The sequence below is a fragment of the Enterococcus sp. AMC1157 genome (assembly GCF_058216555.1).
Genome location: NZ_CM177099.1, coordinates 1,920,115 through 1,936,287 on the forward strand (window position 1 = coordinate 1,920,115; position 16,173 = coordinate 1,936,287).

The 16,173-nt window shown below is 35.8% G+C and carries 12 protein-coding genes and 1 pseudogene; 10 read left to right on the forward strand and 3 right to left on the reverse strand.

Annotation, left to right across the window (positions count from 1 at the left end; translation table 11 throughout):
* Positions 1-30: 30 nt before the first annotated feature.
* A complete protein-coding gene (gene mscL, locus AC4BBX_RS09130; RefSeq protein WP_490453549.1) occupies positions 31-471 on the reverse strand; it encodes a large conductance mechanosensitive channel protein MscL in 441 nt (146 codons plus the stop codon).
* Positions 472-644: 173 nt separating this feature from the next.
* Here mscL and yfmF point away from each other — a divergent pair, with 173 nt between their 5' ends.
* From yfmF to AC4BBX_RS09180, 10 genes and pseudogenes are all read left to right on the forward strand, one after another.
* Positions 645-1,904 (forward strand): EF-P 5-aminopentanol modification-associated protein YfmF, encoded by a 1,260-nt coding sequence (gene yfmF / locus AC4BBX_RS09135; protein ID WP_490453550.1) that lies wholly within the window; start codon positions 645-647, stop codon positions 1,902-1,904.
* Between the two features lies 1 nt (position 1,905).
* The gene (gene yfmH / locus AC4BBX_RS09140; protein ID WP_490453551.1) at positions 1,906-3,201 is read left to right on the forward strand and encodes an EF-P 5-aminopentanol modification-associated protein YfmH; all 1,296 of its coding nucleotides are present in this window, start codon (positions 1,906-1,908) and stop codon (positions 3,199-3,201) included.
* Positions 3,202-3,803: 602 nt separating this feature from the next.
* Positions 3,804-4,685, forward strand: a complete 882-nt coding sequence (locus tag AC4BBX_RS09145) for a helix-turn-helix domain-containing protein (protein WP_490453552.1) — start codon at positions 3,804-3,806, stop codon at positions 4,683-4,685.
* A gap of 34 nt (positions 4,686-4,719) precedes the next feature.
* Complete coding sequence (pgsA, locus tag AC4BBX_RS09150) at positions 4,720-5,298, forward strand: CDP-diacylglycerol--glycerol-3-phosphate 3-phosphatidyltransferase (RefSeq protein ID WP_490453553.1); 579 nt, start codon at positions 4,720-4,722, stop codon at positions 5,296-5,298.
* An 806-nt stretch (positions 5,299-6,104) separates the two neighbouring features.
* Positions 6,105-7,346, forward strand: coding sequence for a competence/damage-inducible protein A (locus AC4BBX_RS09155; protein WP_490453554.1), 1,242 nt, complete (start codon positions 6,105-6,107; stop codon positions 7,344-7,346).
* Between the two features lie 110 nt (positions 7,347-7,456).
* The gene (recA, locus tag AC4BBX_RS09160) at positions 7,457-8,494 is read left to right on the forward strand and encodes a recombinase RecA (RefSeq protein WP_490453555.1); all 1,038 of its coding nucleotides are present in this window, start codon (positions 7,457-7,459) and stop codon (positions 8,492-8,494) included.
* A 254-nt stretch (positions 8,495-8,748) separates the two neighbouring features.
* Entirely contained in the window at positions 8,749-10,305 is a 1,557-nt protein-coding gene (gene rny, locus AC4BBX_RS09165; RefSeq protein WP_490453556.1) for a ribonuclease Y, read from the forward strand.
* 611 nt (positions 10,306-10,916) lie between these two features.
* The gene (locus tag AC4BBX_RS09170; protein WP_490453557.1) at positions 10,917-12,029 is read left to right on the forward strand and encodes an MFS transporter; all 1,113 of its coding nucleotides are present in this window, start codon (positions 10,917-10,919) and stop codon (positions 12,027-12,029) included.
* A gap of 216 nt (positions 12,030-12,245) precedes the next feature.
* Positions 12,246-12,518 (forward strand): antitoxin, encoded by a 273-nt coding sequence (locus tag AC4BBX_RS09175; protein ID WP_490453558.1) that lies wholly within the window; start codon positions 12,246-12,248, stop codon positions 12,516-12,518.
* 1 nt (position 12,519) lies between these two features.
* A pseudogene (locus AC4BBX_RS09180) lies at positions 12,520-13,233 on the forward strand (zeta toxin family protein); the annotation flags it as partial.
* Between the two features lie 556 nt (positions 13,234-13,789).
* Here the strand turns inward: AC4BBX_RS09180 and AC4BBX_RS09185 are convergent.
* Together AC4BBX_RS09185 and AC4BBX_RS09190 are read right to left on the reverse strand one after the other, a co-directional pair.
* Positions 13,790-13,990, reverse strand: coding sequence for a hypothetical protein (locus AC4BBX_RS09185; RefSeq protein ID WP_490453559.1), 201 nt, complete (start codon positions 13,988-13,990; stop codon positions 13,790-13,792).
* 536 nt (positions 13,991-14,526) lie between these two features.
* Entirely contained in the window at positions 14,527-15,957 is a 1,431-nt protein-coding gene (locus tag AC4BBX_RS09190) for a helix-turn-helix domain-containing protein (protein WP_490453560.1), read from the reverse strand.
* Positions 15,958-16,173: the final 216 nt, after the last annotated feature.

Genomic DNA, 16,173 nt, shown 5'->3' on the forward strand with positions numbered 1-16,173 from the left:
GAGTAAATAACTCAAGCAACAAGCTTTTTTTTATTCTTCCTCTTCTTTTGGTGGTAAACCTGATTGTAGACGTAACAAGTCACGAATTTCAGAAAGGTAGTCCTCTGCAGTAGCAACCACTTCTTCAATTTCGGGCTCACCTTTTTTACGAGATTCTTGCAAGCGATTGATTCCTCTTACTACTAAGAATAGAACGAAGCCAGTAATAATAAAGGTAATAATTGCACTGACAACAGATCCGAAGTCAAAGGTTACTCCGTTGACGGATACTTCTAATACTGCAAGGGTGCTTTCTAAGTCAGTTCCGTTGGTAAATAGACTAACGAATAAGGCAACTAAAGGAGTAATCAAGCCATCAACTACTTGGGTAACAATCGCAGTAAACGCACTACCAATAACAACCCCAACTGCTAAGTCAACCACATTTCCTCGCATCAAAAATTCTTTAAATTCACTAAACGTATCTTTCATTTAATTCACCTCCATTTGATGTTTTTAGTATAGCGAAAGTAGATGTTTTTTTGAAATAATAACACTCCGATTCAACAGATTTTCTGCTATTGGAGGTCTATGTTATAATTTATAAGAATTAAGGTAATAAAAGGTATTAACTTATATATATTACAAGTGACAGGAGAAAATAAATGACCGTTCAATTACAATCAGGAGTACATTTAACTGTAATTCCAACTGAAAAATATAAAACTATTCGTGTTTTTTTGCGTTTCTCAACGAAACATAGTGAAAAAACAGCAGCAAAAAGAACTTTATTAACTAGTTTATTAGAAACTAATAGCTTACACTACCCAGATCAAATTGCGCTAAGTTCTCAATTGGCAGAACTTTATGGGGCAAGTTTTGGCTTAAATGTTGGCAAGAAAGGTAATCTTCATCAAGTCCATGTTTCTATGTCTATTGTCAATGGGAAATACATCGGTAGTCCCCAAGTGTTTACCGAGGGAATTGATTTTTTAAAAAAAATTCTATTCTATCCTAATATTCAAGAGGGACATTTTGAAGAAGAAACTTTCCGTATAGAAAAAGATAATATTATTTCTTATATCAAGAGTTTAGAGGAAGACAAGCAAACCTTAGCAGCTTTGCGCCTTCAAGAGCTTTATTTTGGATTAGATGCAGATCAGAAAGTACCAAGTTTTGGTGCAATTGAACATTTGACCGAGGTAACGTCTACGGATTTAGTAGAAACTTATCAAGAGATGATGAAAAATGATCAAATTGATATTTTTGTGGTGGGAGACATTCAAGAAGAAATGGTCAAAGAGGCATTCGCCAACTGGGAGTTTCCAAAAACAGAGCGTAAACGACCAGAAATGTTTTACCATCAAGAGTTGTTCCCAGAAGTTAAAGAAGAAACGTTGCATGAAAAGGTGACCCAAGCTAAGTTAAATCTTGGTTATCAAATTCCAGTTTATTACAATGATTCTCGCCGTTTTGCTTTAATGGTCTTTAATGGCTTATTTGGAGGTTTTCCCCATTCAAAATTGTTTATGAATGTGCGTGAAAAAGCTAGTTTAGCTTATTATGCTTCCAGCCGTGTGGATACTTTCCGTGGCTTTTTATCGGTACAAACGGGTATTGATGGAAAAAACCGCCAACGAGTCTTTGATTTAATTAGTGAACAATTAGAAAGTATGCGTCGTGGCGAATTTAATGAAGATGAATTAGCACAAACAAAAGCGATGTTACAAAACCAATATTTATTGTCATTAGACAATCCACAATCTTTAATCGAAACAGCCTATTTAGATCAGTGGTTACCTGAAACCAAACTGACAGAAACCGAATTTTTACAAGCGGTAAAAGCTGTAACGAAAGAAGAAATTCAAGCAGTAGCCAAAGACATTCGATTACAAGCAGTCTTTGTTCTGGATGGAGAGGAATAAGATGGATAAAAAAGTATATGAGCAATTAAATGAAACGTTATATAAAGAAGTCTTACCTAATGGCTTAAAAGTTTTTGTTTTACCTAAAGAAGGGTTCCATAAAACTTATGGACTATTCAGTACGAATTATGGCTCAATTGATAATCAATTTGGCTACGAGGGCGAAGAGAATACCCATGTACCCGATGGCATTGCTCATTTTCTAGAGCATAAATTATTTGAAAAAGAAGATGGCGATGTCTTCCAATTATTTGGAAAACAAGGAGCTTCAGCGAATGCCTTTACTAGTTTTACTAAGACTAGTTATCTTTTTTCAGCGACAGATCGAGTAGAAGAAAACTTGCGTACTTTGATTGATTTTGTACAGGATCCTTATTTTACGGAAGAGACAGTTGAAAAGGAAAAAGGGATTATTGGTCAAGAAATTCAAATGTATGATGATGATCCAAATTGGCGCCAATTTTTCGGTATTTTAAACAACTTATATCCAAAACACCCTTTGCACATTGATATTGCAGGAACTATAGAAAGTATCGCAGACATTACTGCAGAAGATTTATATCACTGCTACCATACGTTTTATCATCCAAGTAATATGACTTTATTTGTTGTAGGGAATGTGGAACCTGAAGCGATTATTGAACTGGTTCGAGAAAATCAAGCGCAAAAAGAATTCGCTGAGATTCGTGAGATTCATCGCCAGTTTCCAGAAGAAACTATCGAGGACATTGTCCCTTTTAGTCGTTTACAAATGCCCGTTAGTCGTACAAAAGTTGTTGTTGGGATTAAAGGCCAACAAGCCAACCTACCGACAGAGCCTTACGAATTATTACGCTTTCGTACCTCTGTGAATTTATTGTTCCAATTGTTAGTAGGAAATACTAGTAAAAATTATTTGAAGCTTTACAATGAAGGGGTCATTGATGACACCTTTGGCTTTGAATTTTCATTAGACCGTAGTTTCCATTTTGCTGATTTTTCAGGTGATTCTGATGCACCCGAAGCTTTTTGTGAAGCAATTGAAGCAATTCTAGTCAACTTTAAACAAGATGCAGAAGTTAATGAAGCCAATTTAGCACTTTTAAAGAAAAAAATGTTAGGCAAATATTTCCAATCATTGAATTCTTTAGAGTTTATTGCCAATCAATTTACTCAAGACCTATTTGGTGACATCACATTATTTGATGTGCCAGAAGTGATTCAAAGTATTCAACTAGAAGACGTCCTAGAAGCCGGAGACCGCTTTATCAATCCCAAAGCCTTCAGCCGCTTCTACCTAGAACCTCTTGAAAAGTAAAAATAGACTGGGTAATGAAGCTTAGATGAACGCTGAAACTTCCAGAACAAAGCTCCGAAAATACTCTTGTTGTGTGAGACCGCCATGAGCCTCTATACAGAGTCTCTTCGGCTGCTGACGTTCAAACTCAGACTAAGTGTTATACACTAAGTCTGAGTAATTCATTCAGCTCTTTGTCACACGACAAGGTGTTTTCTCCGTTTGTTCTTACAGCTTCTTGTTGCAGAACCTTTTTACTTCTTGTAAATTTGAAAATAAAATGAGGTCAAAAACTGGAAGGCAAGCTGGGAGAAAAGACACTCATCGCTGGCCAAAGATGAGGATGAATTACACAGTGTTGGAAGTAGCGACTTTCTACTTGCTACAGTGTGTTTGAACGCCGAAAGCTTTGAGACTTCTGAAAGAAGGCTCAGAGCGGTCTCTGGCAATGAGTGTCTTTTTCGGACAGGTGGACTGGAAGTTTTATTGTTTCAAGTCTTATCTAACCTTGGATGTAAAAAAAGAGTTTAAAAATTGTTTGAGAGTGGTTGACTTTCTATCCTCATTCGATTTTATTTATGGTATTCTAGAGTATATTGATTTATAGACTGGAGAAGAGATACGTGGGCAATGAAATAATTATTGGAGATAAACTACGGCAAGCCCGATTAAATAAAAATATAAGCATTGATGAATTACAGAAAAAAACTAAAATTCAAAAAAGATATCTAGAAGCAATCGAACGAGGGGATTTCAAATTATTACCTGGCGATTACTATGTTCGTACTTTTTTAAGAGAATATGCAGCAGTTGTTGGCTTAGATGGCAGCTTTTTAGTTGCTGTATTTGACGGAGAAGCTAGTTTTGATGCACCACCACCAAAGCGCTCTGCTCCTGAAACGGCAGAAGGCTCTCGTGTAGCAAAAGAACGAAAACATGCAACAGACTACATTCCTATGATTTTATTAGGACTAATTGCTTTTACGATTATCACAATTGTTGGCTACATGACTTGGCAAGATCGACAATCACAGCCTATGATTAACAGTCGTCCATCTTCTGTAGTAAGGGAGTCCACTTCCACATCTGAAGTAAGTACTTCAGAATCTACTGCTGAATCAACAGAAACAACCAGTGAAACGACAGAATCTTTAGAAGAGCCAGAGATGATGATCGAATTAACGGATTCACGTGTTGCAGGCTCTACATTTAGTATCGATTTTGATGTTCAAGAAGCAACAAAACCGATGGAACTAATGTTTAAAGTAAATGAAGCAGGTTGTTGGATTAGTGTCACGGCAAATGGCGAAGAAATTTTCCAAAAAACCTTGTATGACACTGAAGAAGAAGTGATTCTTCCAGAAGACGCCACAGATGTTGAAATTATTTTGGGTAGAAGTTCTAGTGTAGAGTTTTTAGCAAATGGAGAATTGCTAGAGTACGATGATTCACAATATGAATTGTTAGTAAAAAATCTTCATTTGACGATTGCTTACGCAGAATAAGAAAGCAATAGATTAGTTACAGAGAGGGAAAATTATGAATTTACCAAATCAATTAACCGTATTAAGAATATTAATGATTCCAGTGTTTATCCTGATTTTAGTCTTACCTTTTGATTGGGGAACGTTAACTGTTGGAGGTACTCAATTATTGGGGACCCATTTAGTTGCAGCTGTGATTTTTGCGGTAGCTAGTATAACAGATTGGTTAGATGGAGAAATCGCCCGCAAGCGAGGTTTAGTGACCAATTTTGGGAAATTTGCGGATCCATTAGCTGATAAAATGTTGGTGATGACTGCTTTTATTATGTTAGTCGATCTAAATAAAGTTGCTGGTTGGATTGTGGCAATTATTGTTTGTCGCGAATTAGCAGTCACTGGTTTACGTTTATTATTAGTCGAAGATGGAGAAGTAATGGCTGCCGCTTGGCCAGGTAAAATCAAGACAGCAACCCAAATGGTAGCAATTATCTTATTGTTTATTAATAATATACCCTTCAATATGATGGGTATACCATTGGATCAAATCATGTTGTACACTTGTTTAGCTGCAACTATCTACTCCGGAGTAGATTATTTTGCAAAAAATACGGCAGTTTTTAAAGGATCTATGTAGAAATGTGAGGAAGAGAAGAAAATGACTAGTCATTTTCTTCTTTTTTGTTTTGGCATATTTTAAAGGGAAACGTTTGATGTAAGAAAGTGAGTAAGGCTTTCTTTAATTTTTTTCAGCAATCTTTACGTGTTTTCATCTATGATTGTTTGTTGTCACACGTTTCAAGTATCAGCAGTAAGCATGAAATTATCGGTTTTTAAACTGTTTTGATATTTTTGATATTATTTTAAAAAGGATATAACCTAAAAATGTAATCAGTAAGAATTCGAAGAAAAAAACATAAATCTTAAATTAAATGCAAATTTAAGCCAAACGACCCACAAAAAAAGCGCAAATAGAAGTTTTCCTGTAAAGTTCAATTTTCTTACTAAAAACCACGTAATAAAATCATCTGTAGGTTGTCGAGTATCCCTATAATCTTGAATAAACTTTCGCATATATCCTCCTTCAAATTGTCTGAAGATTTTTTTTAGATTTCATTATCTATAGTTTATAGGTTACTTAGTGCATATTCAAGAGAGAGAAAATTATGTATTTATTACATTAGTGAGCTCCTGTGGCCATCAATAGTTATGTTACTAACTACACTACAAAGTCTGCTTTTGTTGAACGTGAGCTTGAAGTCTGTGGTCTCTAGGCTGCCAATCTTCAATCTGTAATGTCTGTCAATAAATCCTCAATTAGTAAACTCAATTGTCCTCTGCCGTTCCTATCAAAATAAAGAAGTTCATTTCATGTTAAATTTTTTATTAAAGTGTAAAATGAAATTAGAGAAAAATGCGTATATTAATATAGGAGCGTGACATATGAAAGCAGAAATTATTGCAGTCGGGACAGAATTATTGCTTGGACAAGTTGTGAATACCAATGCCACCTTCATTTCAGAAGAATTGGCTAGCCTAGGAATTAATGTTTATTATCATAGCGTCGTAGGAGATAACCCACAACGCTTAGAAGCTTTATTAGAACTTGCAGATCAAAGAAGTGACTTAATCGTCTTGTGTGGTGGATTAGGACCTACAGACGATGATTTAACGAAACAAGTGACGGCAGCTCATGTGGGACAGGAATTGGTGCAAGATGAATGGGGCTATCAAAATTTGATGACCTTCTTTGAAAAAAGACAACGTCCAATGACTGAAAATAATCTATTACAGACACTAGTTTTTAAAGAGGGGCTAGCTTTAAAAAATACAGCTGGTTTAGCGATAGGCATCTTTTATACTTCAGACCAAGGAAAACACTACTTGCTATTGCCGGGACCACCTAGCGAGCTGAGACCGATGTTTTATCATGAAGTGGTGCCTTTGTTACAAAAGAATTTTCAAAAAGAAGACTACCTTATCTCTCGCGTGTTACGTTTCTACGGAATCGGTGAATCTCAATTAGTCACTGATTTAGCAGATTTAATCGAAAAACAAACGAATCCGACCATTGCCCCTTATGCTAAACCAAATGAAGTAACCCTGCGTCTAACTGTCAAAACGGCAGATAAAAAACAAGGAGAAGAACAGCTGGATGAATTAGAAGAAAAAATTCAACAGTTGGTAGGGGATTATTTTTATGGTTATGGCGAAGAAAACTCATTGGCGAATGTGGTGATTGAGTTATTAAAAGAACAGGGGAAAACCCTGACTGCTGCGGAAAGCTTAACTGCAGGAGCTTTTCAATCAGCTTTAGGGGCTGTTCCAGGAGTTTCAGAAGTTTTCAAAGGTGGTTTTGTCACGTATTCAGCAGCAACCAAAGCAGACTTTTTAGATATTAGTCCAGAGTTATTGGAAGAATTTGGGACTGTTAGTCAAGAATGTGCAGAAGCTATGGCACAAAATGCTCGTAAAAAAGCAAAGGCTGATTATAGTGTGGCATTCAGTGGTGTTGCAGGTCCAGATTCATTGGAAAATCATCCTGCAGGAACCGTTTGGATTGCTTTGGCAAATGAAGATGAAGTAGTCAGTCGTAAGTATCATTTTTCAAGAGATCGTAGTTATATTCGCCAGAGTGCCGTGATGGCAGGCTTGGATTTAGTTCGTCGAGGTTTATCAAAATAAAGCGAATGTTTGTTCGCTTTTTCTTGCTTTTTTGATTTAGAAGGGCTATTATAGACATACGAAGTGGAACATGGAATTAACATGGTTTTAAATATAAGGAGGACATCCCATTGGCAGATGATCGTAAAGCAGCCTTAGACGCTGCGTTGAAAAAAATTGAGAAAAACTTTGGTAGAGGCGCTGTAATGAAACTTGGAGAGAAAGCAGATCAACGTATCTCTACTATTCCAAGTGGTTCATTAGCTTTAGATGTAGCTTTGGGTGTCGGTGGTTTTCCTAGAGGCCGTATTGTTGAAGTCTACGGACCAGAGAGTTCAGGTAAAACAACCGTTGCTTTACATGCAGTGGCAGAAGTTCAAAAACAAGGTGGAACAGCAGCCTTTATTGATGCGGAACACGCATTAGATCCGCAATATGCTGAAAAATTAGGCGTAAATATTGATGAATTATTACTTTCACAACCAGACACTGGAGAGCAAGGCTTAGAAATTGCCGATGCTTTGGTATCTAGTGGAGCTGTTGATATCGTGGTTATTGACTCGGTAGCCGCATTAGTTCCTCGTGCAGAAATTGATGGAGAAATGGGTGCTTCTCACGTTGGTTTACAAGCTCGTTTGATGTCTCAAGCATTGCGTAAACTTTCAGGAACAATCAATAAAACCAAAACAATCGCTTTATTCATTAACCAAATTCGTGAAAAAGTGGGAGTAATGTTTGGGAATCCTGAGACAACACCAGGTGGACGTGCGTTAAAATTCTACGCAACTGTTCGTTTAGAAGTTCGTCGTGCCGAGCAATTAAAATCAGGTACTGACATTATTGGGAACCGTACCAAAATTAAAGTTGTAAAAAATAAAGTAGCTCCACCATTTAAAATTGCAGAAGTAGATATTATGTATGGTGAAGGTATTTCTCAAGTTGGGGAATTGTTAGATATGGCTTCCGACAAAGACATCATCAATAAGAGTGGTGCATGGTATTCATATAAAGAAGAGAGAATCGGCCAAGGTCGTGAAAATGTTAAAACTTATATGAAAGAGCATCCTGAAATGGTTGCAGAAGTTTCTGCTCGTGTCCGTGATGCCTATGGAATTGGCGATGGAGGAACCTTGGCAGAAGAAGGTCAAGAAGAGTTAATTTTAGATTAAACATACAGGGTGTGGTAGAAGCAAATTTAATGGCTTTTACCACGCTTTTTTTTCATAAAAAAGTTACTAAAAAAGAGGGATTATCGGTACCAACTTCTTTTTTTTAAGTTGACACTCTCCCCTACAAACATTAGAATAAAACTGTGTACTACACACATATGCAAAGTAGGCATATTGATAATTTTATGTAAATGTATGTTTATCAAAAAACTACAAATTGAAAATAAGAAAGATAGTATGGAGGTGATTCATCAATGGGACTTAACATTCTCCTCGCTATCATCGGGTTAATTGTCGGTCTTTTCGTTGGTATCTATGTTGCCAATTCTCGTCATGAAAAAGAGATTAATGGTGCAAAAAACAGCGCTGAAGGCATTTTATCTAGTGCTAAAAAAGAAGCTGAAACCTTACGAAAAGAAGCGTTATTAGAAGCTAAGGAAGAAAATCAGAAGTACCGGTCAGAAATTGAAAGTGAGTTGAAAGAAAGCAGACTTGAAATAAAATCACAGGAAAATCGCTTACTACAAAGAGAACAATTACTTGATCGAAAAGATGATTCTTTGGAAAAACGTGAGAATTCGTTGGCAAACAAAGAAAACAGAGTCAATGAGAAACAACAATTACTAGACGAGCGAGAAACAGATGTTGAAAAACTAATTGGCGAACAACAAAGTGAATTAGAACGAATTGCTGCATTATCTAATGATGAAGCAAGAAGCATTATCATGAAAGCAACGGAAGAAGAATTAAATCATGAATTGACAATAATGGTGAAAGAATCAGAACAACGTGCGAAAGAAGAGGCTGATCGTAAAGCGAAAAACTTACTTTCATTAGCTATTCAACGATGTGCAGCGGATCAAGTATCCGAAACAACGGTTTCAGTAATCACATTGCCAAACGATGAAATGAAAGGTCGAATTATTGGTCGTGAAGGCCGAAACATCCGTACCTTAGAAACATTGACAGGAATTGATTTAATCATCGATGATACACCAGAAGCGGTCGTATTATCAGGATTCGATCCTATCCGTCGTGAAATTGCTCGTATGACCTTAGAAAAACTGATTCAAGATGGACGTATTCATCCAGCGAGAATCGAAGAAATGGTTGAGAAATCTCGTAAAGAAATGGATGAACGTATTCGTGAATACGGAGAGCAAGCAGCCTTTGAAGTTGGCGCTCATACCCTACATCCAGATTTGATTAAGATTATGGGACGTTTGCGTTTCAGAACTAGTTATGGACAAAACGTATTGAACCATTCGATTGAAGTAGCGAAGTTAACAGGAGTGCTTGCCGCTGAATTAGGCGAAGACATCCAATTAGCTAAGCGCGCTGGTTTCTTACATGACATCGGAAAAGCATTGGATCATGAAATCGAAGGCTCTCACGTACAAATTGGTGCCGAATTAGCTGCGAAATATAAAGAAAATGCGACAGTTATCAATGCGATTGCTTCTCACCATGGAGATACCGAAGCGACTTCAGTTATCTCTGTCTTAGTTGCCGCTGCCGATGCTTTATCAGCAGCTCGCCCAGGTGCACGTAGCGAGTCATTGGAAAACTATATTCGTCGTTTAGAGAACTTAGAAAATATTTCTAATAGTTTTAATGGCGTGGACTATAGCTTCGCCGTTCAAGCAGGACGTGAAGTACGTGTAATGGTTAAACCAGAAGAAATTTCAGATTTAGATGCCGTACGTTTAGTACGTGATATTCGTAAGAAAATTGAAGATGAACTGGATTATCCAGGAAATATCAAAGTTATCGTTATTCGTGAAACACGAGCAACTGATTACGCGAAATAATAAAAAAAGCTAAAAGCCTTATCATACTGGGCTTTTAGCTTTTTTTGACTGTACTTATTCTGAAAATGAAAAAAACCAGCTAAGAATGAATAATACGCGACGAAAATATGGGAAAATTTGTGCATGTTTATTTTTAGCTCTGTCTTTTTCTTAAAAACATGAAATAAAACCCGAAAAAATGATCCTACTCATGGTAGGCTTTGCTTCACGGCGAGAAAATCTTGCTTAAGTCAACCAAGAAATCACCCTGAGCGGTTTCGAAGTTTGAAGCTTAGTAGATTTAAATAGCCGATTCAAGTCGGTTGTATGAGCAACAAAAAAACATTGCTGTGTAGTGGATCGTTTTGATTAAAAAATAGCCTTGAATTCGTAGCAAAAAAGTTGATTTTAGTAGTTATTTTGTTTGAAATAACTATTCCAATCGATAGGAGTAACGTAGGTTCAATTATTGTTAGACTAGTTAGAAATTTACTATACTTATTGTAAGTAGTGGGAATGAACGGAGGAGGATCTGATATGACAAAACAACGTGATATAGGCTATTTATATGTTTTAGTGTTTTTTTTATTCTTTACTTTTAGTCAATTTATGCAAAGTTTTTTATATATTTTATGATTAATGTGTCAAGTATTACGGACACGCCTTTTACGGAAGGTGCCATAGGATATAGTCGTTTTATGATTTATCTAGGTATTACTCAAGTTCTTACATTGCCTTTAGGTGGATACTTATCTGATCGAATCGGAAATATTCGTATAATTAAATGGGGTTCGCTATTGGCCTTGATTTTATGTATTGTCGATTTAGTACTTTTGGCTAGCAAAATGAATCATCAAACTATTTTGTATGCTGTAAATATTGGTTTTGCCATTGTTTGGGTATTAATAATTCCGGGATTGTATTCGAGCATCCCTAAATTAGTCCAAAATGAGCAGTTACTTCGCGCGAATAGTGTGGTTGATTTTGTACAGCAACTAGTCTTGCTAGCTGTTCCAGGCTTCGCATTGAAATTGTTCTATACTCAATCTGCGTTGGTTTATTTGGGTGTTGTATTATTCACAGCATTGATATTATCTGTCGTTATTTTTTTAATCGAACGAAAAAGCAGTCAAGACGAGTGGTTTTCTTCCAATTCATCTAATATAAAAAATTCTGGTGAAAAGACGCAAAATGCGCTACAGATAATTTTATTATTGCTTGCAGCACTCGTAGTAAATCTACCTGTCACTGGATTGCGACAACTTATTGTTCCGCTTATTTTTCAACAAAATATCATTGAAACTTCTTTTGATGTACCGACGCTTTTATTTTCTTTACTTGGGATTGGGACTTTACTTGGAGTCATTCTTTCTTTTGGTGTGAACTTTAAAACTGTTAAAAAAGTTCTTTTGAGTAGCATGTTATTTTTGGGAATTACCTTTGTTTTATTTGGATTAGTCCGTAATATTTCTCTAGTAGGAATACTTTTATTGATAACTGGAGTATTGCTAGGCATAATCAATATCTTACTGATTACCCAACTACAACGTGTTACCTTGATTGAAAATATGGGCATTATCATGAGTTTATTCCTGATGCCCACTGCCTTACAATCATTGGTTATAGCAGGTACAGGAACAATCATCGAAAAAATGAGTTTTCCTATCGTTTTGATTGGTTGTGGTGTATTAATTGTTATTGTATCTGGAATTGTGTCCTACTTTATGAAGAATACTGAAAAATGATGAGAGAAAAATGCAAGAAGAATCATTTATACCACGAATAGTTGAATGGATAGAGGATAGAAGCAACTATTGTTTCAAAACTGAAAAATGTATCTGTTAATAAGTCAAAAAGATAGGTAACTTTCAGCAGAATACGTGCAGAGTGATTAATCCATACCTAGAAGAATATATACGAAACTATTTACTTGGTAAACTTTAAAAAGGAGTGTACGTTGTATGGGAACTATTTATGAAAAAATCTATCAGATTGAGATCATTAATGAATTTTCTCCCACTGTTTATAATCGTGTATTGAATTATGTATTAAATCATGAATTGGATAAAACGAATAATCAATTATTGGAAGTTAATTTGTTGAACCAATTAAAACTAGCCAAGCGTGTAAATCTTTTTGACTATTCTTTGGAAGAATTAAAAGCAGTGGATGACTATTGGCTTTCCATGGATCACTATTCAAAAAAACTATTATCCAAAAAAGAGGGTGCTTGATATGTCAAATATCATTCATTTTACCGAAAAACAATTTGAGGATCGTTTAACTGATAATTTAGAAGAATTGATTCAAGGGAAAAGAGCAGTCGATAACCCAAGTGCTTTTTTACTTAGCGGACAACCAGGATCGGGAAAAACAGGTTTACGTTCGATCATTTTGGAAGAAACGCAAGAAAATATGATAGTTATTGATAATGATACATTCAAGCAACAGCACCCTAATTTTGAAGAACTAGTAAAATCGCATGGAAAAGAAGTTGTGGCAGAGATTACGCCTTTCTCTAACCGAATGACAGAAGCCGTAGTTGATCACTTGAGCGACCAGAGCTACAATCTAGTAATCGAGGGAACAGGGCGAACAACAGACGTTCCTATTCAAACAGCAAAAATGCTTCAATCCAAAGGGTATGAAACAAAAATGTATGTCATGGCAGTACCGAAAATGGAATCTTATTTATCCATAATTAAACGGTATGAAGATATGTTTAAACGAAATCCGTTGACTGCCAGAGCGACACCCAAACAAGCACATGACATTGTTATCAAAAACTTACCTAGCAATTTAGAAGTGCTATATAAAACGGGCTTATTTAGTGAAATTCGCCTTTATAATCGAGACAAGATAAAACTTTATTCAATCATAGAAACGCCCTTTATTAGTCCAAAAGAGATCTTAGAAAAAAGTTTGAATCATAAGGTATCATCCAACCAGCAGAACGAATCAAAGAAAAAAAGGAAATACTAGGCAAGGTCCAAATTTCAAGTAATCAACCGAAATTTAGGTCAATTGCAGAGGCTAATGTCGCAGATTCTGAAAACACTTAAGTTATCAGGACTGTTATTAGCTAGATTAGAAATTTTTTCTCTTATGTTCTGGGATACCCCCTTTAAGTGGACAAAAAAAGGTTACTATTCACAGTTAACTTTTGAATCCATTCGCTACACTGCGAGAGAGGCTTGCGTTGTCGCCACGTCTAGAATTCAATGTGAACTACGCCGCCCAGTAACCAATTGATTGGTTACTGGGCGTGTGAAGCTTGAAAGCTCCAAGACTACGGGCTTGGAGCGGTTCCGTAGCTGACCTAAGCAAGAATCTCTCGCAGTGAAGCGTCAAATTTACTGTGAATAGTAACAAAAAAAGCGCTATGCTAAAGCATATCACCGCTAAACCGTTGAATTTCCTTCTATTTTTTGCTATACTAAAACTGTAAAGAGGAGTTGCTGAAACAACTCCTCTAACAGCACCGTTTAAAGAACGGTGGCACAGTTTAATTATTTAGAAAAATAACCGAACTCGCCAAAGTTAGACGGTTATTTTTTTTGCGTTTTTTTCGCGTCTGCTTGCTTTTCAAGCGAGCAGAACGAGCTTCCATAATCGTAGTTGCTAACTTAACACATGCTTCCAGCAAGCCAATTAAAGCTATTAGTAGCGGTGTGGTAGTCACAAGCGTAACGATTATATCTGCCATTTGCAAAAGGCTACTCCTTCAGATTTCGATAGTAAATGCATATGCACCACCTCACTTTCAAAAAAAGCGCCACCGTCATTAAACTTTACTGTCACTAATAGTATAATATTAAAAGAGGTGGGAATCTATATGCATCAATGTTTTCTACCTCTTTTTATTTCTGAGTTATAGAAAAAAACATCTTTTTATGGATATGAAGCGACCCCTAAAAATCTAACATCTAGAGGTCGTTTTTTATCCAGCATCTACTTTTGTTGGCTGAGAGCGATTTTTTTTTTTTGTTTATCAAGTAAATTTGAACTTTTCAAAGATAAGTTAACGACTAGTCATCAAGAAAATGATGAGCCCAATGTTGAAAGTACCTACTCTTGATTCATAAATACAAATTGAATGGACCAAGGTTACGTACAAATTGCAAAATAAATCCTAGACAAAACATATAGGTGAAGTGCTAGTTCGTTCAGTCTCCCCATTTCTAACAAAAAAAGTATGATAAGGGTCTTAACTAGATATTTTAACAAAACATCAAAGACAACTTACCTCACTAAAAACCGTTGAACAGCCTCGTCAATATGCAACAAGTCTCGCGAGGTCAGTTGAAGGCGAATCATAATGAACTGTTGCTTTTCTGAAAGTGTCTGTTCTCGAAAATTTATGGTGCCTATAATCACATCGGCAGCTTCCCAAGTAGACACAAAGGTGAATTTATACTTATTCGAAAAATAAATTTCTAAATTATTTTGAATACGGTGCAACGAAAGAATAGTCAAATCAGTAAATACATAAAGTTTCACTTCCGGTAAATCATTCATTATAGGGAAAAAATATTCACATAAAAGAAAGCTCTGTGTTTTTAAATGTGGAGTTGTCCACGTTGGCTGTCGTTTGCTCAAATCGTCCCAAAAATTAGTAAATAGTTGCAGGTAGAAAGGTTTATTTTTTTCAATTAATCGAAAATCAACCGCAGGAAATGCTTTTAAAAGAGTTTCATCAATGGCCAAAAAATAATCTGAGAAATAACGTTTGATTAAATTTTGATACAAAAATTCTCTTTGATTTTGATCTAAGGGAGCAAAATATTGCTCAAAACAATGAACCCATGCTGTAACCAAGGCATCAAGTTTTTCGGAATGAAAGGCAGAAGTATCAATAGGAATAGTATAGTTTACTAAATTTGAATTATAGGTCATCAATAAGAGTGCTTGCCATTCCTCCTCAGGCCAAGAAATAAAACTGGGTTTATCAGGAAACTGTAAATCCTCTTGATAAGGGAAAGCTTCTTGTTCAAATACAAACCTATGCCCTTGCTGAATGGCTGTTTCGAATATGAAAAGAAATAATGAAAAATTTTCAAATTGTGTTGTACGAAAAGGAAGAGCCAAAAAGTCGGCGATTTTTTTAGATAATTCGAGATAGTGCTGCTTGTTTTCAATCCAAAAAATATTTGAAATTTGCCGATGCTTTATATAAAGGAATATAAAGGCAGCAGAACGAACAGTCGCCTCTTTTCCTTGAATGCTGAATTTTTGTCTTGAGTAGGACAAATGAAGACCGTATCTATTGATGTCAGCATTAATCTTTTTGATTTTTCGCTGCAAAGTAGAGGCACTGATAAAGCTTCTCTGGCAAAAATCCTCTGTTGAAACGGTACGCTCAAATAAAACCGATTGATAAATTTCGAAGGCCAAGTCTTTTGAGGAAATAAAATCTATTAAGCTTTGGGCATTTCTAGAAGAACTCGTCACGAAACGGATACCATTACGAGTGTTAATAATCAGCTCAAACTCATCTTCCGAATAAGATTCTTGGATATATTTTTGTAAGTCCTTACATAATTTTTTGATTTGACCAAGATTTGAGTATCCAAGCAAATCAAGAAGCTGATTACTTGAAATAAAATCGTCTTGTTCATTTAAAATACGAATCATGTCACGAATCATCCATAAAGATAAATCAAATCCAAACATCGATATACAACCCCTTTTCCTTGGAACAACTGAAAAATAAAAATCCTTAGATGCGAAAAAAATAATCTAGCACGGATAGTTTCTAAAAATTTTTTTTCACTACTAGTCTTATTTCAATAATAGTAGTATACCTATTTCTTTGGATTTTTTGAAAATATCGGCTCATGATACTTTCGACTGAATATAATACCATGAGAGAAATGAATATTGAAGGAA